This is a genomic window from Mailhella sp., from assembly GCF_057866825.1.
Map to the genome: position 1 here is coordinate 1 of NZ_DBMAHT010000005.1, position 16,963 is coordinate 16,963.

Annotated in this window: 13 protein-coding genes; 8 read left to right on the forward strand and 5 right to left on the reverse strand. The window is 62.5% G+C overall.

Features of this window, described 5'->3' with window-relative positions; all coding sequences use genetic code 11:
* The first annotated feature begins 153 nt into the window (after window positions 1-153).
* On the forward strand, window positions 154-801 hold the full coding sequence (locus ACZM96_RS01455) for a flavodoxin (RefSeq protein WP_489486856.1): 648 nt from the start codon (window positions 154-156) through the stop codon (window positions 799-801).
* Window positions 802-1,199: 398 nt separating this feature from the next.
* On the opposite strand, the gene ACZM96_RS01460 is transcribed toward ACZM96_RS01455, so the two are convergent.
* From ACZM96_RS01460 to ACZM96_RS01475, 4 genes are all read right to left on the reverse strand, one after another.
* Window positions 1,200-2,063, reverse strand: coding sequence for an AraC family transcriptional regulator (locus ACZM96_RS01460; protein WP_489486858.1), 864 nt, complete (start codon window positions 2,061-2,063; stop codon window positions 1,200-1,202).
* A gap of 304 nt (window positions 2,064-2,367) precedes the next feature.
* A complete protein-coding gene (locus ACZM96_RS01465; protein WP_489486860.1) occupies window positions 2,368-3,495 on the reverse strand; it encodes an MBL fold metallo-hydrolase in 1,128 nt (375 codons plus the stop codon).
* The gene (locus tag ACZM96_RS01470; RefSeq protein ID WP_489486862.1) at window positions 3,492-4,172 is read right to left on the reverse strand and encodes a flavodoxin family protein; all 681 of its coding nucleotides are present in this window, start codon (window positions 4,170-4,172) and stop codon (window positions 3,492-3,494) included. The genes ACZM96_RS01465 and ACZM96_RS01470 overlap by 4 nt, the downstream gene beginning before the upstream one ends.
* Window positions 4,173-4,418: 246 nt before the next feature.
* Window positions 4,419-5,537: an NAD(P)H-dependent flavin oxidoreductase gene (locus tag ACZM96_RS01475; RefSeq protein WP_489486864.1), complete on the reverse strand. Its 1,119-nt coding sequence runs from the start codon at window positions 5,535-5,537 to the stop codon at window positions 4,419-4,421.
* A 512-nt stretch (window positions 5,538-6,049) separates the two neighbouring features.
* On the opposite strand from ACZM96_RS01475, the gene ACZM96_RS01480 reads away from it, so the two are divergent.
* The 5 genes from ACZM96_RS01480 to ACZM96_RS01500 all read left to right on the forward strand — a co-directional run bounded on the left by ACZM96_RS01480 (window position 6,050) and on the right by ACZM96_RS01500 (window position 11,941).
* Window positions 6,050-7,060, forward strand: coding sequence for a PhoH family protein (locus tag ACZM96_RS01480; protein ID WP_489486865.1), 1,011 nt, complete (start codon window positions 6,050-6,052; stop codon window positions 7,058-7,060).
* Window positions 7,047-9,623, forward strand: a complete 2,577-nt coding sequence (locus ACZM96_RS01485) for an HD family phosphohydrolase (protein WP_489486867.1) — start codon at window positions 7,047-7,049, stop codon at window positions 9,621-9,623. Before ACZM96_RS01480 ends, ACZM96_RS01485 begins: the two co-directional genes overlap by 14 nt.
* Window positions 9,620-10,105, forward strand: a complete 486-nt coding sequence (ybeY, locus tag ACZM96_RS01490; protein ID WP_489486869.1) for an rRNA maturation RNase YbeY — start codon at window positions 9,620-9,622, stop codon at window positions 10,103-10,105. The genes ACZM96_RS01485 and ybeY overlap by 4 nt, the downstream gene beginning before the upstream one ends.
* Window positions 10,106-10,216: 111 nt before the next feature.
* Window positions 10,217-11,158 carry a GTPase Era gene (gene era, locus ACZM96_RS01495; protein WP_489486870.1) on the forward strand — a complete coding sequence of 314 codons (942 nt, stop codon included), beginning with the start codon at window positions 10,217-10,219 and terminating at the stop codon, window positions 11,156-11,158.
* A 69-nt stretch (window positions 11,159-11,227) separates the two neighbouring features.
* Window positions 11,228-11,941, forward strand: a complete 714-nt coding sequence (locus ACZM96_RS01500; RefSeq protein ID WP_489486872.1) for a YggS family pyridoxal phosphate-dependent enzyme — start codon at window positions 11,228-11,230, stop codon at window positions 11,939-11,941.
* A gap of 367 nt (window positions 11,942-12,308) precedes the next feature.
* On the opposite strand, the gene ACZM96_RS01505 is transcribed toward ACZM96_RS01500, so the two are convergent.
* Complete coding sequence (locus ACZM96_RS01505) at window positions 12,309-13,046, reverse strand: TrmH family RNA methyltransferase (protein ID WP_363315661.1); 738 nt, start codon at window positions 13,044-13,046, stop codon at window positions 12,309-12,311.
* 307 nt (window positions 13,047-13,353) lie between these two features.
* Between ACZM96_RS01505 and ACZM96_RS01510 the strand changes: the two genes are divergently transcribed.
* Window positions 13,354-15,288, forward strand: coding sequence for a LysM peptidoglycan-binding domain-containing protein (locus ACZM96_RS01510; RefSeq protein ID WP_489486874.1), 1,935 nt, complete (start codon window positions 13,354-13,356; stop codon window positions 15,286-15,288).
* 15 nt (window positions 15,289-15,303) lie between these two features.
* Window positions 15,304-16,953 carry a signal recognition particle-docking protein FtsY gene (ftsY, locus tag ACZM96_RS01515; RefSeq protein WP_489486875.1) on the forward strand — a complete coding sequence of 550 codons (1,650 nt, stop codon included), beginning with the start codon at window positions 15,304-15,306 and terminating at the stop codon, window positions 16,951-16,953.
* Window positions 16,954-16,963 lie beyond the last annotated feature (10 nt).

Here is a 16,963-nt window from a genome sequence, read left to right on the forward strand (position 1 = left end):
TGAACGCCGTGGCTCCGGCTGCGGGCAAGTAGCTTTTTCCGACAAAAGGCGGTTTTCGCCTGACTGAAGCGCTCCGCATTCGCGCGGAGCGGGCTTGGTATGCACGTTTTTTCCGCCGGGCGCAGAGCCCGGCGTCATGAACAGGAGACGGTTGTGAGTCACTCTGACGATCGCCGCATGTCGGCAGACATGCGTTCTGTTGAGGTCGGCGTCGCATCGAGACGCGTTTTTCTGAAGACTCTTGCGCTGGGGGCCGCCGCGCTGGCCGCGCCCGCGCTGTTTTCCCCGCGGGCTCTGGCCGCGGAAGCGGGAGGAAGAAAGGTGCTCATCGTGTATTTTTCTCATAGCGGCAACACGCGTCGTCTTGCAGGATTCATCCACGAGCGCGTGGGCGGCGACATGGTGGAACTGAAAACCGTGAAGCCTTATCCCGAAGACTACGACGCCGTGGTGGACGAGGCAAAGAAGGAACAGGAAGCGAACGCCCGCCCGGCCATTGCCACGAAGCTGCCTCCGCTGGACGGCTACGACACGGTGTTCATCGGGTATCCAAACTGGTGGGGCACGCTGCCCATGCCGTTCTTCACGCTTCTTGAAAAGTATGATCTCGGCAATCGGACCGTCATTCCGTTCTGCACTCACGAGGGCAGCCGCTTCGGGCGCAGCGAGAGAGATCTCAAAGCGCTGTGCCCGCAGGCCCGCATGCTCAAGGGCTTCGAGGTGCGCGGCTCCCGCGTGTCCGGCGCGGCCGACGACGTGAACGAATGGCTGAGCGGTCTGGGGTTCAAAACGGCCGAATAAATGCGGGCTCTCCGCTTCTGGGTGAGAGCGGGAGCAGTGCTCAGACGGAAAGGGCGGCTTTCAGGGCCGCCCTTTGTCGTGGGTGCAGGAGGATATCTTCGGTTTTGCGCTTTGCGACTTGTCGCGTGTCTGGAACCTTTGGCGCTTTTGCCTTGTGCGTCGCCCCGCTTGCAGGGACAGCGCTTGAGCTTTTGTTTCGCGCGTTGTTTTTTGCGTGTTTTGGCTTCGGGTTTTGCTTTTCCCGCAGGGCGGCCTTTTAGCAGACGCAAGTTCTTCCGGACACTTCTTTGGATTACGAGCGCCGCTTGTCCTCGCGTTTTTTGTCGTCGGCGCGGCGGGCGCGTCGCTTGGGCGTCGGGGCTTGAGGTTCCGACGCGATCTGCGTGGCCGCGCCTTCGTCAGGAGAGGCCGGACATGGTTCTGCGGCGGTTCATGTCGCGCAGCGGCGGTTCGCCGAACACCCGTTTGTATTCCCTGTTGAACTGCGTCACGCTTTCATAGCCCACGCTGAGGGCCGCGCTGGAAGCGCGTTCGTGCTCCACCAGCATGAGGCGCTGGGCCTCGTACAGGCGAAGCTGCTTCTGATACTGCAGCGGACTCAGGCCCGTGAGCAGCTTGAAGTGACGGTGCAGATTGGATGCGGACATGTTCACCTGTCTGGCCAGCGATTCCACCTTCAGCGGATTTTTGTAGTTTTCCCGTATCCAGCTGATGGCCTGCATGACCTGATGATTCTGCGTGCCCGGCGTGTTCAGACGGCGAAGCAGCGGGCCGTGCGGACTGATGAGCAGAAGATAGTGCAGTTCGCGCAGCATCATGGGCGCGCGGACGGGAATCTGTTCGGGCTTTTTCAGAAGCTCGATAAGCCGCAGAAACATTTCCATGACGTCGACGTCGGCGTCGGCCACGGAAACGCCTGCACTTTCTTCGTTGCTTTCGGGCAGCGCGTCCTTCATTTCCAGGGCCAGGGAGGAGAGCGTTTTTTTCTCCAGATAGACGTAGGCGAAGAGGAACGGCTTTTCGTGCGTGGGATTGATTACGTAGGACGCAATGGGCATGTCCACGCCTGCAACGACGGTCTGGTTTTCCGTATAGACAAACTCCTGTCCGGCCATGACCGAATGCTTCGCGCCCTGCACCACGAGTCCGACGAGAGGCTTTTCAAAGCACTGTTCCGGCGCTCCGCCGTCTTCGCGGCGGACGAGGTGAAAGCCCTCCACGGCCGTGGCAAAATTTTGGGGAGACTCCAGATAGCGGAGCATTTTTTCTTTCAGCGATTCCTGCAGTTGCCTGATCCGTTGCAGCTGTTCCGACATGGCCATGACCTCCGCCAGAGTAAAAGAACATGTTTTTCGGCCCGGCGTGCTCAACGCGCAGACCGGTCGGGAGCCCGACGCAGACTTCGTGTTGCCGGAGCCTTTTCGGCGGGCGCGCACGTTGCGACGGCAAGATCGCCTCCTGACTTCGGTCCCCTTTCCGGCGGGAGAGTGGATACGCGCGATGTTCGTGCCGCAGCGGCCCGGGCCCTTTCCCCGCAAGCGCCCTTTGCGCCTTCGCCGCGCCCCGTTAGGCCTGCCGGGCGGCCAGCGCTTCCCACCAGCGGGGAAATTCCGGCAGAGGATGCGTCAGGGACACGACGTCACCGATGATCGGCGTGACCAGGCGGAACGATTTTCCCTGCGAGGCGGCAGTCACGCGGCGGAACGGCTCGTCCCAGGGGTGATAGGCCAGGGCGAACTTGCCGATGTGCGCGGGCAGCAGCGCCTTTGCGCCCAGATCCTGCGCCGCCTGCACGGCCTCTTCCGGCGTCATGTGGATGTACTTCCAGCGCTCGTTGTACTGTCCGCAGTCGAGCAGCGCGAGATCCGGCGCGCCGAGCTTTTGTCCGATGTCGGCGAAGTGGGGGCCGTAGCCGCTGTCGCCGCTGAAGAAGACGCGGCAGTCCGGCGCTTCCAGCATGAAGCCGGTCCACAGGGTCTTGTTCTGCGTGAGAGTGCGGCCGGAATAGTGGCTGGCCGTGACGAAGCGGATGCGAACGCCGTTCAGGTCGATGCCGTCGCCCCAGTCGGCCTCGCGGATGCGCTTGCGCTCAAAGCCCCAGCGCCGAAAATGCGCGCCCGTGCCGAGTCCGCACGCGACAAGGCCGACGCGCGTTTTCAGCGCCGTGACCGTGGGGTAGTCCAGGTGATCCCAGTGATCGTGGGAAATGAGCAGGGCGTCGATGTCTGGCATGTCTCGCGCCGTGCAGGGCGTGCTTCCGGCAAAGGCCCGCGTGCTGAACGACACCGGCGCGGCGTGATCGCTGAACACCGGATCAATGAGCAGGCGTTTGCCGCCCAGCTGGAGGAAAAAGCTGGAATGCCCGAGCCAGACCACGATGTTTTCGGAGCGGCCGCGCGAGAGAAGGTCGGGCTTTTGGGAGGGAACAGGCGCGCTCGGCGCGGGATTGGGGCGCTCTTCCACGAGAGAGCGGAGCAGCGCGCCCGCAAAGGTGCTGTTGTCGCTGAGCACGGGGCGCTCAATGAGGTTGTGGAAGGCTCCGTCGGCATAGTGCGGCGAGCGCAGAATGCGGCGCATATCTTCGCCTTCGGGCAGGGCTCCGAACTGTTCCTGACGCAGAAAGGCGAACACGCCGCCTGCGCCTGCCGCAACGGCGGCTCCCGCCATCATGCCGAGAAAGGCGCGTCGTTTCATAGCGCGCTCTCTTTCTGAAGGCGCAGTCCTTTGCCGAGGCGGTAGGCCTGTTCGGGGAAGGTCGTGTTTCGTATGGAGCCTTCGGTCCACACGCCGGGAGCGACGACGCGTCCGGCGTCGGTCCAGCCGAGGTAGTCCAGCAGCACTTCGTAGTGCGTGAGCATGGGGCTTTCGTCGCGCCTTGAGGTGTTGGCGTAGGTCATGAGGAGCACGGCCTGCTTCGGCGTGTGAATGGAGCCGTTTATGGCGTAGAAGCGGTCGATGACGGCCTTGAGCTGGGCGGATATGCCGAAGTAGTACATGGGCGTGACGAAGGCCACGAGATCGGCGGAAACGATGTGCTCGCGCACGAGACTGAAGTCGTCGTCATCGAACACGCAGGGGCCGTCCATGCCGCAGCTGTTGCAGGCGATGCAGGGATGAACGCTTTTCTGCGCGGCGTCGAATCGGAACACGTCGTGTCCGGCTTCCTGCGCGCCTTTGATGAAGTGATCGGCCAGCGTGTTGGAATTGCCGTGTTCCCTCGGGCTGCCGGTGAGAACGAGAATCTTCATCTTTTTCTCCTTGTCGTGTTCTGCGCCGCGCGCTTCGGAAAGGGAAGACGCCGCGCCGGAGAGAAGCAGGCCTCCGGCGGCCGTGGCCATGAGAGCGCGTTTGAGAAAGTTTCGCCGGTTCATGATTCCTCCGCGCGTCGGCGACGGGGGTGGTCGCCCGCGTTGTTTCACTGACGATAACGTTCATGAAACGGGCGGAATAGATACTATCCTTTCGATTAATTGCCTGATCCTGTCAGAACGGGGAGAATTGCGGAAGATTCGCTGTTTAAAAAGGAAAACGCCGTCTTTTCGGCGGCGTTTTCTGCTCAGGAAGAGCGTTCCGCCGTCGTTCTTCGGAACGCGCGGCGGAACGCCGGAAATGCGGAATCATCCGGCGGCGGATTCCTTTTTGGCAAGGCATTCGTCGTATTCCCTGCGCAGGGTTTCCATGAGTTCGTGAACGGAAACGATGCTTTTCACGCGGGCCACGTTGGCCCCGCAGAACACGAAGCCCTTGTCGAGATTGCCCTTCATGGCGTTGATGAGCGCCGAGGAAATGCAGTAGGGCGTGGTGCTCGGATCGCAGGTCTTGATGCAGTGGAACACGCACTTGAAGGGTTTTCTCTTGCCTTCGCGCGCGGCCTCGATGAAGGAATTGTTCAGGGCGCGGCCGGGCATGCCCACCGGGCTGTGAATGATGGTCACGTCTTCTTCCTTTGCGTCCACGTAGGCCTGCTTGAAACGGATGTCCGCGTCGCATTCGTCCGTGGCCACGAAGCGGGTGGCCATCTGCACGCCGGAAGCGCCGAGCGAGAGCATTTTGGCGATGTCCGCGCCGCTGAACACGCCGCCGCCCGCAATCACGGGAATGGCACGTCCGGCCTTGTCTTCCAGAGCCTTGGCGGCGTCGACTACGCCGGAGACCAGATGTTCGAGGGAGAAGGCCTCGTCGAAGATGTGCTCTTCGGAAAAGCCGAGATGTCCGCCGGCCTTGGGGCCTTCGAGCACGAAGGCGTCGGGAATGAGGCCGGTTTTGTGCATCCACTTTTTGGCGATGAGCGTGGCGGCGCGGCCGGAAGACACGATGGGCACGAGCTTGGTGCGGAATTCTTCCTTTTTCTGGGCGCAGGCGTCGAGAAAGATTTTCGGCAGATCCATGGGCAGGCCGGCGCCGGAGAAAATGACGTCGGCGCGCGCTTCGACGGCGGTGCGCACCATTTCGGCAAAGGTGGTGAGCGCGACCATGATGTTCACGCCGATGATGCCCCTGGTGGCGGCGCGGGCCTTTTCGATTTCGCGGCGCAGGGCGCGGACGTTGGCTTCCACGGGATTGGAAGCCACGTCGGGCTCGCGCATGCCGACCATGGCTCCGGCGATGACGCCGATGCCGCCTTCGTTGGCCACGGCGGACGCCAGTTTGGAAAGAGATATGCCGACGCCCATGCCGCCCTGAACGATGGGCGTGCGGGCGACCAGATCACCGATTTTCAACGCGGGGAAAGACATGAAAAACCTTACCTCCGGTCTCCGACGAAGGAGACGGAACTGTTCGTTCGTTATAATAAAGGACTCTTCCTGGAGAGCGGCGCTATAGTAAAACCCGTTTTGTTTTATGACAAGGGGGGAAGAAAAATAACAGTTATTACCGGATAAGCGTTAAAATTCATCAGTTCAACGGGTTAGTTATAAAATCGACGTTATTTTCAAAACAGGAGAGGAAAAAATTTTTCGGCGTTTTAAACAGTCGTTCCGGCGCGAAGGTTCGGGAAAAAGCGCCCGCGGGACTCTTTGTTGCATGAATGTGACGACGAAGTCTCTTTTGTATCGTTCCGGCGCGGGCGGCGGAACAAAAAAATAACGTCTCCGGGCGGGAAAAAAGACGCGTCCCTGCCGGGGAACGCAAGGAAAACTGACGGGTTCGAGGGAGATTTCGGCGGCTGTGGACTCTTTGCCTGTTTTGGCGTAAGGAAGAAAACCATGCCGGGGGCGCGGCCCGCGGCTCAACGGAAAAACAGGATATGCGTGTGAAATCGTCCTATGCGGAAACGCTGGCCTTCGACGACGCCGGTCTGGCCAGTCAGCTTTTCGGCCCCCTGAACGCCCATCTGGAACTGATATCCGACGCTTCCGGCGCGGATCTGCAGACGCGGGGCACGGAACTTACCGTGAGTGACCCGCGTCCGGCGCAGCGGGAGCTGCTGCTCAATCTTTTTACGCAGGGGTACGGACTTCTGCGCAGCGGGCATACGCTGCGGGGCGAAGATCTTCTTCAGGGCTATGAGGAGCTTCTGCGCAATCCTCATGCCGACATCAGCAAGATGTTCCGCGAGGCGAGCGTCATCGTGTCCCCGCGCAAGAGCATCGTGGCGCGCAACACGGCGCAGCGGCAGTACATGGAGCTTCTGCGCCGCAACGAGCTTGTGTTCGCCACCGGTCCTGCGGGCACGGGCAAGACCTATCTGGCCGTGGCCATGGCCATTTCCATGCTCGCCGCAAAGCGCGTGAAGAAAATAGTGCTCACAAGGCCCGCCGTGGAAGCCGGAGAAAAGCTCGGCTTTCTGCCCGGCGACATGGAAGACAAGGTGAACCCCTACCTGCGCCCCCTTTACGACGCGCTCAGCGACATGCTCGGGCCGCAGGGCTTTGCCCAGAAGCAGGAGGCCGGCGTCATCGAGGTGGCCCCGCTGGCCTTCATGCGCGGCCGTACGCTCAACGACGCCTTCCTCATTCTCGATGAAGCGCAGAACACCACCCGCGAACAGATGAAGATGTTTCTCACCCGCATGGGCTTCGGCTCCCGCGTGGTGGTCACCGGCGACGTGACGCAGATAGACCTTCCTCCCGTGAACAGAGCCTTTCTGAGGGACGGAGAAAAGGAAGGAGAAACCCGTTCCGGACTCGTGCATGCGCTGAAGGTGCTCGAAGGCGTGCGGGGCGTGGCCTTCCACCATTTCCACAGCTCCGACGTGGTTCGCCATCCGCTGGTGGGCCGTATCGTGGAAGCTTACGATATTTATGAAAAAAACTAGGAAGATATCTCCGGTAAGCGTTTCCCAGCTCTGGGGACATTCCCGTTCCATGTTCATGCACCATCACCACGACTGGGGACTTTTGTCCCTGGCGGCGGCACTGGTGTTCATTTCTCTTTTGTGCGCCATCCAGCCCGGCCGAACGGCCCGCGTGGTGTATCCCGCCGGGGAGATCGCCGCGCACGACGTGGTTTCCGACAGGGATCTGCTCGTGGAGGATCCGCAGGCCACGCAGCTGCGCCGCGACAGGGCGCTGGCGCTGCAGCCCATGGTCTTCGACATCGACAAGAAGGCCATCGAGAGCTTCCGGGAGGAAAGTCTCGGTCTCATCGACGAAATCAACAAGCGCGGGCTGGACAATGCCGGTCTGGAAAACGTGCGCCGCGCCTTCAACGAACGGCATCTCTCCGACGTTTCGGCCGCGGCCTTCCGGCAGCTGACGGCCTCCTACGTGCAGGAATATCTTCTGGGCACGCTCATTCCGTGGATGGAATCCACGCTGTCGAACGGCGTCATCGCCGACATGCGTCAGATAGCCAACACCGACAACGCCGTCATCGTGCGCGATCTGGACAGCGGCACGGAAGTGCTGCGCACGCAGGCCGGCGGCCTCAAGGATCTGCGTTCGTTCCAGGTGGCGCTGGGGCGCAAACTGCGCGCCGAGGACAAGCTCAATTCCCGTGCCAAGGTGGTGCTTCAGGAAGTCATGCCGCTCATGGTGGTGCCTTCGCTTGCCGTGAATCAGGAAGTGACCAGCCAGCGCAACGAGGAAATGCTCGCCGCCGTGGAGCCCGTGTTCTACAAGGTGCAGCCCGGCGAAGTGCTGGTGCGCGCCGGCGACATGGTGACCCACGAACAGCAGATAAAGCTGCAGGCGCTCTTCCGCGCCACCCCCGGCGTGGTGGACTGGCACGTGTTCGGCGGCTGCGTGGTGCTGGGACTTTTTCTGCTGCTCGGCCTGTTCATCACGCCGAGCGGCAACAAGGGCACGGTGCTGCGCACCAAGGATCAGAACCTCATCGCGCTGCTGCTCGTGTTTTTCGGCGGCACGGCGTGGTGTACCATGTACGTTCTTGTGGAGGCGGCTTCGGCCTCCACGGCGCACGTGCTGGCCTTCGCCTTCCCGGTGGCGGGCGGCACGGGCATGGCGGCGCTCATTTTCGCCGCGCGCCGCTACTGCACCGTGGGACTCGTGCTCTCCTTCTTCGCCACGGTCATTTTCCGCGGCGAAATCGCGCTGTTCTTCTTCTATTTCATGTCGTCCATGACCAACACTTGGCTTGTGCTGCGGGCGCAGAACAGGCAGGACGTGGTCTGGGGCAGCGTTCCGCTGCTCATCTGGATGCTCATGACCGGCCTCGGCGCGGCGCTGTTCATCCATCTGGAATGGGCGCAGCTTCCCTTCCTGCTGCTCGCGCTCATCTGCAACGCCGTGGGTTCGCTGTTTCTGCTCTTCGCACTCAGCCCCGTGCTGGAAATGCTCATGGGCTACACCACCCGCTTCCGCATGATGGAGCTCATGAATCTGGAACATCCGCTGCTTCAGGAACTTATGATGACGGTGCCCGGCACCTATCATCACTCGCTGGTGGTCTCCAACCTCGTGGAGGCCGGAGCCGCGGCCATCGGTGCCAACAGCCTGCTGTGCAAGGTGGGCGCGCTCTATCACGACATCGGCAAGATTTCCCGCCCCGAGTATTTCGTGGAAAATCAGTTCGGCGGCCCCAATCCGCACGACAAGCTCTCGCCCGCCATGAGCGCGCTCATTCTCTTCTCCCACGTCAAGCAGGGCGCGGAACTTGCGGAGGAATATCACCTCGGCCGCGAGATCACCGACATCATCGTGCAGCATCACGGCACGCGCGGAGCCATGTATTTTTACAACAAGGCCCAGCAGATGGGCGAAAATCCGCGCCTTCAGGACTACTCCTATCCCGGCCCGCGTCCGCAGACCAAGGAAGCCGCCATCGTCATGCTGGCCGACTCCGTGGAGGCGTCGAGCCGCACGCTGGTCGATCCCACGCCGGCCCGCATCCGGGCCCACGTCACCAAGATAGTGAAGGGCGTGTACGCCGAAGGGCAGCTCGATGAATCCGACCTGACCTTCCGTGATCTGAACAAGCTCATCGACAGCTTCGTGCGCGGCATCACGGGACTTTTTCATCAGCGCATCGCCTACCCCGAGGAAAAGCCCGATCCCCACAAGAGCGGCCGCAAGAGCGAGGAAGGCCGCAGGGACGAAGCCGAGGAGCTGCGGCCGGAATGGGTGATTGAACCCGGCCGCTCGAAGGAAAAGCGGGAGAAGGGCGCGCAGACGGAACGTTCGGCACAGACGGACCGGGCATCGGAGCAGGGCGCCTGCGGCAGTGCCGCGGCATGCGCCAGGCCCTACGGACGCGAAGCGAACGCCAAGGCCCCGGGAGGCAGCGCAACTTCCGGCGACGGCACGGCATCGGGCAATGCGGCATCGGGCGACGCCCCCGCCCCCGGCGGTGAATCGGTCCCCGGTGATACCTCGGCGGGCGACGGAGAAAGCGTGGACAGCCCGGAGAAGGACGCATGAGCATGTTGACCGGCCTCAGCGTGGAGATGCGCCGTCCGTGCCGCTTCTGCCGGCGGGAGTGGCTCTCGTGGCTTGCCGCCATGCGCGCGGCCGCGGCCGAAGCGGGCATGCTGCCCGGGCAGTCGAACGGGCCCCGCGCGGCCGAACGTTCGAGCATTGCCCCGGAAGAGCTTCCCGTGCAGCTTATCGTGGCGGGCGACGGCGACATCGCTTCCGTGAATCTCCGCAATCTCGGCTGCTCCGGCCCCACCAACATTTTGAGCTTTCCCGGCGAAGCGGGCGAGCTCGGCACGCTTCTTCTCAGCGCCGACACGCTGGAGCGCGAATGCGTGCTCTACGGTCAGGCCCCGGAAACGCACGCGAAACGCCTGCTCGCGCACGGCATGGGACACATTTCGGGCTTCGATCACGGCCCGGAGATGGACGCGTTCTGCGAGTATCTGGAAGAATCCTGTCCGCTTCCCGCAGAGACGCGGGAATAGACTCTTGACGTTCAGCCCCGCGTAGTACAAGCTGAAAAATCCTTTTCGACATCAGACGGACGCTTCTTCCGCAGGGAGAAGGGCGTCCGCATACATCATACCGGAGATATTATGACCAGAATACAGAATGAACACCGTTGCGGCTGGGTGGCGCTCATGGGCCCGCCCAATGCCGGAAAGTCCACGCTGCTCAACGCGCTGCTGGGGCAGAAGATCAGCATTGTGACCTCCAAGCCGCAGACCACGCGCAGCCGCGTGGTGGGTATCATGTCGGAACCGGGCGCGCAGGTCATTTTCATGGACACCCCCGGCGTGAACCATTCGCGTCAGCAGCAGCGCGGCCATCTGAGCAAGATGATGAGTCAGGCCGCGTGGCAGAGCATGGCCGCCGCCCACGCCGTGATGCTGGTGCTCGACTCCGAGCTCTACATCCGCAGACCGGAATTTCTCGAACGCGACATCCAGTCGCTGCGCGACGCGCTGGCGGAAGACGAGCGTCCGCTGCTCGTGGTGGTGAACAAGGTCGATCTGTTCCATGACAAGTCCCGCATGCTGCCGCTTCTGGTGACGCTTCAGGAATATTTCCCGAAGGCCGAAGTCTTCCCCATGTCGGCCCTGACCAAGGACGGACTCGACGAGCTCAAGAAGATCATCGTGAACATGATGCCCGAGGGCGACTCCCAGTTCCCGGAGGATCAGCTTTCCACCGCGCCCACGCGCTTTCTTGCCGCGGAAATCGTGCGCGAAAAGGTGTTTGAGCGCCTGCGTCAGGAAGTGCCGTACACCACCGCCGTGGACATCGAAGCCTGGGAGGAGGATCCGGAACGCGATCTCACCGTCATTCACGCGGTGATCTTCGTGCAGCGTCCTTCGCACAAGGCCATGGTCATCGGCCGCGCGGGAGCCACCATCAAGGAAATCGGCACGGAGGCCCGGCGGGACATTCAGAAGCTCATCGGCGGCAAGGTGCATCTGCAGCTGTGGGTGAAGGTGAAGGACAACTGGGCCGAGGACACCGAACTGCTCCACGACCTCGGATTTGAAAACGAATAGCGGATTTCAGGGTCGCCTCCGGGCGGCCCTTTTTTCCGAAGATTGCGCCTCAGGGGCAAAGGATTGAACATGACATTGCTGGAAGAACGCTGGAGAGGAGTGCTGGACGGCATGGCCGAAGCCGTGCGCAGGGCCGGACGCGAACAGGGAAGCGTGCGCCTTGTGGCGGTGTCGAAATTTCATCCCGCGTCGGACATCGCCGAGCTGTGCCGTCTCGGCCAGAAGGATTTCGGAGAAAACTACATTCAGGAAGCCCGCGCCAAGCAGGCGGAACTTGCGGATCTCGACATCCGCTGGCACGCCATAGGTCCGGTGCAGACCAACAAGGCCAAGGACGTGGCCGGGCGCTTTGCGCTGCTGCACACGCTCGATCGCGAAGAGCTCGCGCGCGCCCTTTCGCGCCGTCTGCCGGAAGGCGCAACGCAGGACGCGCTCATTCAGGTGAACATCGGCGAGGAGCCGCAGAAATCCGGCGTGCATCCCGCCGATCTGGCCGGACTTTTCGAGCAGCTTCTGCAGGATGATCTCATAAGCGCCGAAGGGCCCGGACTCCGTGTGCTCGGCCTCATGTGCCTGCCGCCCCGCTGCGGCGAGGGCGAGGCCGCGCGGCCGTACTTTGCGCGTCTGCGCGAACTGCGCGACGACATGGTTCGTCGTTTCGGCCTGCCGCTGCCCGAGCTTTCCATGGGCATGTCCGGCGACTATCGCGAAGCCGTGGAGGAAGGAGCCACCATCATCCGCGTGGGCACGGAAATTTTCGGTCCGCGTCCGGTGAAGATGTAGTGCTGCTTCGGGTGCGCGGCAATCCGCCGGGTTCCCGCTCAGTGGACGAATGAAAAAACGCCGTTCGGACGAGGTGTCCGGGCGGCGTTTTGTGTTGGGGAATGACGGAGTGGCTCAGGGCCTTTTGCCTGGGCGCTCGATACGGGAGACGTGGGGAACTTCCCGGGCGCGTGGATTCTGCCGCAGCGGGGCGATAGAGCAGCGTTTCGCGGAAATGCCCTGGGGAGGTTCCCCGCCGGGGACGGACGAGCGGGAAGAGCGGCTCCGTCTCTTTCTTTTATTCTTGCTCTATGCCGCCGGGCGCGGACGCACGGGAAAAATCCCGATTCGGGAGGCGTCCGCATTTTGCCCGAAAACCGGGCAGGCTTCAGAGCTCCAGCGAGCGCGCGAAGCAGGAAATGAGAATGGCTCCGGCCTGCGCCACGTTGAGGGAGTCGAACTCGCGCCGGAAGGGAATGCACAGGCTGCATTCGCAGTGCTTGAGCACGCCGGGGCGCACGCCCTTGTCTTCGTTGCCGAGCACCAGCAGGGCGGGCAGCGGCAGCTTTTCCGTGAGCGGATTCACGCTGTTGTCCACCTTCTGCGCGGCGCAGGTCACGAATCCGGCCTCCCGGGCTTCCTTCACCGCGCGGGAAAGATTGACCACCTGCGTGATGGGCAGGCGCTCCAGCGCGCCGGCGGCGGAACGACGGGCGCCGGGGCCGAGAAAGGCGCTGTTGTGCTTCGGCAGAATGAGTCCGGCGCCGCCCATGGCAAAGAGCGTGCGGGCCAGCGTGCCCACGTTGCCGGGATCCTGCACCTGATCGAGCGCCACCATGAGCGGCAGCGGCGCGTGCGCGGCCTGTTCCAGAAAGGTTTCCCACGGTGTGAACGCGGCGTCGCGCAGGCGCGCAATGACGCCCTGATGTCCCGCATGGGCGGCCATGCGCGAGAGCGTGTCGTCGTTCACGAGGGAGAAGCGCACGCCGTACTCGCGGCACAGATCAAGCAGACGGGAGCTTTCGGCGCTGGCGCGTCCCTTGCGCACATACACCATGTCCACCCTCTCGGGCTCGCGTTCCAGAAGCTCCAGCACGGGCTTCATGCCCGGCAAAAAATTTTCCATATCTTTGTCAGTCGTCGTCATTATAAGTTATTTCCGCTGGATAACGTTAAAAAATCGGGCATGGGGCGGTCACGGCCGATTGAATCTCCGCCCTTTTCAAGGTATTCTTGCCCCTTATTGGGAGCAGGTCGCGGGAAAACATTCGTGTTTCCTTTCCCCGGTCGCCCGCTTTTTCAGGAAAACCGACGTGTTTCCGGTCTGCGGGCATGTGTTTTTCTCGGCCTTCGGGGCATGTTTTTGGCAACGTGCTCTCTGGCTGGTATCCTGCTTTTGTTCGAGATGCAAGTCCACATGATGGAGCGCTGACATGAAAATTGGCAAACTGTGCTGCCTTCCCCTTGCGGGAATGGCAGTGCTGATGATGCTTTCCGCCTGCGGCAAACAGCAGACGGTGGAATCCCCGGACCTGCTGGCGTCCCAAGCCCGGCAGGAAGCCGTGGATCTGGGTTCTCTTTCCTCCCTCACTTCCGCCGAGAAAAAGGCGTATTCCAGCACCTCCAAGCTGGACAGAAATCTGAGCCCGGGCATGGAACGGCAGGTGCGCTATCACTTCGTGAAGTACTCGCGCGAACGCCGGGGAACCATGGAAAACTTCCTGCGCAACAGCATTCCCTATCTGAACTACACCAAGAGCGTGTTCCGTTCCCGCGGACTCCCCGAAGATCTCGCCTATCTCGCCTATCTGGAAAGCGGATACAATCCCATGGCCGTGTCCCGCTCCAACGCCGTGGGCATGTGGCAGTTCATTTCCTCCACGGGCCGATCCTACGGCCTGCGTCAGGACTGGTGGATGGACGAACGTCGCGATCCGTACCGCTCCACCGAAGCGGCGGCAAGCTACCTTGCCCGCCTCTACGACATTTTCCACGACTGGCATCTCGCCGTGGCTTCCTACAACGGCGGCGAAGGCAAGATAGGCCGCGCCAAGGAAGCGACGGGAGCCAGCAAGCTCCACGAAATCATTCAGAAAAACGACACCCTCGACTACAAGCTCCAGCTTCGCGAGGAAACGGCGCTCTACGTGCCCCGCTTCCTTGCCATTTCCAAGATCATGCGCAACGCCGAAACGCTGGGACTTCAGCCTTCCTCGCCCGACGACGAGCATCCCGTGCTGCTTCCCGTGTCTCCGGTATCGGTCAGATCCGCCACCGACCTTGTGGAACTGAGCCGCCGTCTCGGCATGAACTGGAAGGAATTTCAGGCCTATAATCCGCATTTTCTGCGCTCCATCTCTCCTGCGGGACGCACGTCCACCGCGTACGTGCCCCGCAACAAGGAAGCCCTTGCCAGACGCGTGCTGAGCGGTACGGTTTCCGGGGCCGGCTGGCGCTACTACACCGTGCGCCGCGGCGACACCTACGCCAAGGTGAGCTCCCGCACCGGCGTGCCCGCTTCCGTCATCAGGCAGCTCAATCCCGGATCGCTGAAGCGCGGCAGTCAGCTTCGGTTGCCCGCCAACGGCAGAAACCTGCCCGCCTTCGTGCCCTCCGAGCCTTCGCGCGACACGGCCATTGCTTCCAATTCCGGCCGCCGCACGTCCGTGAGAGCGGCGAAGGGCGGCGATCACGCTTCCAGCGCGCTGGCCGAGCTCAAGGGACGCCGTTCCTCCGTGCGCAGCGTGCCCGCCACCTACAAGGTGCAGAGCGGCGACACGCTCACGGCCATCGCCCGCAAGTACGACATGGATGTCGACGATCTGTACGCGGCCAACGGCGGCGCCGATAAGCTGGACACCCTGAGAGTCGGACAGGTCATTCGTCTTTCCGCACCCGTCGCCGTGGCATCCAAGTCTGCGCCTGTCGTCGTGGCGTCCAAGTCTGCGCCTGCAAGGCGTTCCGCTCCGAGTCTCGCCTCGCACACGGTGCAGTCGGGCGAAACCGCCTACGCCATTTCGCGCAAGTACAACATCTCCTTTGCCGAACTTGCCGCCGTCAACGGTGGTGCGGACGCCCTCGGCAGTCTCTCGCCCGGCCAGGTGCTGAAGATTCCCGCCGGAAAGACCACCGCTGTGGCGCAGAACGACACGCGTCAGGCTTCTCCCGCGCGGCGTGTTCAGGCGCATGCTCCCGCGCGCAAGAGCGCGAGCAGCATTGCCGAATACAGCGTGCAGAACGGAGAAACGCTGTGGAGCATTTCCCGCAAGTTCAATATGAAGCCCATGGAGCTTCTGGCTCTCAACGGCATGGATCAGTCCACCCGCGTCAAGGTGGGCGATACCGTCAAGGTTATTCGCAATAAGTAGGAGCAGAGGTGAAGCATGGGATTTTTCTCCGCCGTTAAAAAGTTTTTCTCCGGAGGAGGTCACGCCGGAGAGGCCGACGCCGCCAAAACCGAGGCTCCCAGAGACGAGGCGGCGCAGGCTTCCGCAGAAAAGTCGGCCGAATCGGCGCAGGAAGAAGCAAAGCCTTCCGCAACGCAGGAGTCGGCGGCGCAGGAACCGGCTGTGAGCGCTCCGGCCTCGGAAGAAGAGCCGGAAGCGCGGGATGCCGAATCTGCGGCGACGGCAGAAGATGAGCCTTCCGGGGAGAAGACGGGCGTCGAAGTCGAAGAGACGGCGGAGCCTGCCGAAGCTGCGGAAGTTTCAAAAGCTCCGACGCCCGATGCCGCGCCGGAAAAGACGGTTGAAAGCGAGAAGCAGAAGACTGAGGAAGCGGCCCGGACGAAGGACGAGGCGGCGTCTGCCGCTGCGCCGGTTGCGCGTTCCGAAGAGGAAGAAGCCCTCACGTTGGCCTTGCGTCAGGCGGAGCCCAAGCTTTCCGCGTGGCTGGCCGTGGTGCTGGACGGCGTGGAGGAAGCGGACGACCTTCTGTGGAAGCGCCTGGCTTTCCTGCTCCGCGCGCTGGAAACTCCGGAAAACGAAGCCCGCGAGTTCCTGGACGATTTCCGCGGCTGGCTCGACCGCATGGAATATCATTGGCTGGAGGACTTCAGGTCGGAACTTCAGTATCGTCTGGCCCTTGCCCTCGACATGGAGGATGAGGAAGACGAGCGCGACCGGCTGTTTGCCAAGCTGCAGAGCGGCCTTGCGCGCACCCGCGCCCGCTTCGGGCAGGGGCTTTCCGCGCTCATGGCCGGGCATACCGAGCTCACCGCGGAATTCTGGGACGAAATGGAAGAGCTGTTCATCATGGCCGACATGGGCGCGGAGCCCTCGCTGGCCCTGGTGCGTCGCCTGAAGGATCGTGCCCGCGCGGAGGGCGTGACCACGCCCGACGGGCTCATGCCGCTGCTTGAACAGGAAGTGGAGGCCATTTTCAAAACGCCCCGGCGCATCGCCGCGGTGAATCCGCCGGAAGTCATTCTCATGGTGGGCGTGAACGGCGTAGGCAAGACCACCACCATTGCCAAGCTGGCCTATCGGGCCAAGATGCAGGGCAAGAAGGTGCTCATTGCCGCAGCCGACACCTTCCGCGCGGCGGCCGTGGAACAGCTCGAAGTGTGGGCCCGGCGCATCGGCGCGGACTTCCACGCCAAGGGCATGGGGGCCGATCCTGCGGCCGTGGCCTTTGAGGCCATGGACAAGGCCATGCAGGGCGGCTACGACGTGCTGTTCATCGACACGGCCGGACGTCTGCACACCAAGTCCAACCTCATGGACGAACTGCACAAGATTCGCATGGTGGTGGAACGCAAGCTCCCCGGAGCGCCGCACCGCACCATTCTCGTCATCGACGCCACCACGGGTCAGAACGCGCTCCAGCAGACCAAGATGTTCAAGGACACGAGCGGCGTGAACGAAATCATTCTCACCAAGCTCGACGGCACGGCCAAGGGCGGCGTGGCGCTGGCCGTGGCCAGTCAGTTCGAGCTGCCCATCACCTTTGTGGGCCTCGGCGAAAAAATGGAGGACCTGCGTCCGTTCGATCCGCACGACTTTGCGCGTGCGCTGCTCGGCAGAGACGAATAGTCCTGTCTGG

Bases quoted from the DNA above. Each gene is read 5' to 3' on its own strand.
- ACZM96_RS01460 (WP_489486858.1), bottom strand. From the start codon at position 2,063: ATGCTCCGCTATCTGGAGTCTCCCCAAAATTTTGCCACGGCCGTGGAG.
- ftsY (WP_489486875.1), top strand. From the start codon at position 15,304: ATGGGATTTTTCTCCGCCGTTAAAAAGTTTTTCTCCGGAGGAGGTCAC.
- ACZM96_RS01470 (WP_489486862.1), bottom strand. From the start codon at position 4,172: ATGAACCGGCGAAACTTTCTCAAACGCGCTCTCATGGCCACGGCCGCC.
- era (WP_489486870.1), top strand. From the start codon at position 10,217: ATGACCAGAATACAGAATGAACACCGTTGCGGCTGGGTGGCGCTCATG.
- ACZM96_RS01475 (WP_489486864.1), bottom strand. From the start codon at position 5,537: ATGTCTTTCCCCGCGTTGAAAATCGGTGATCTGGTCGCCCGCACGCCC.
- ACZM96_RS01505 (WP_363315661.1), bottom strand. From the start codon at position 13,046: ATGGAAAATTTTTTGCCGGGCATGAAGCCCGTGCTGGAGCTTCTGGAA.
- ACZM96_RS01480 (WP_489486865.1), top strand. From the start codon at position 6,050: ATGCGTGTGAAATCGTCCTATGCGGAAACGCTGGCCTTCGACGACGCC.
- ACZM96_RS01500 (WP_489486872.1), top strand. From the start codon at position 11,228: ATGACATTGCTGGAAGAACGCTGGAGAGGAGTGCTGGACGGCATGGCC.
- ACZM96_RS01465 (WP_489486860.1), bottom strand. From the start codon at position 3,495: ATGAAACGACGCGCCTTTCTCGGCATGATGGCGGGAGCCGCCGTTGCG.
- ybeY (WP_489486869.1), top strand. From the start codon at position 9,620: ATGAGCATGTTGACCGGCCTCAGCGTGGAGATGCGCCGTCCGTGCCGC.
- ACZM96_RS01485 (WP_489486867.1), top strand. From the start codon at position 7,047: ATGAAAAAAACTAGGAAGATATCTCCGGTAAGCGTTTCCCAGCTCTGG.
- ACZM96_RS01510 (WP_489486874.1), top strand. From the start codon at position 13,354: ATGAAAATTGGCAAACTGTGCTGCCTTCCCCTTGCGGGAATGGCAGTG.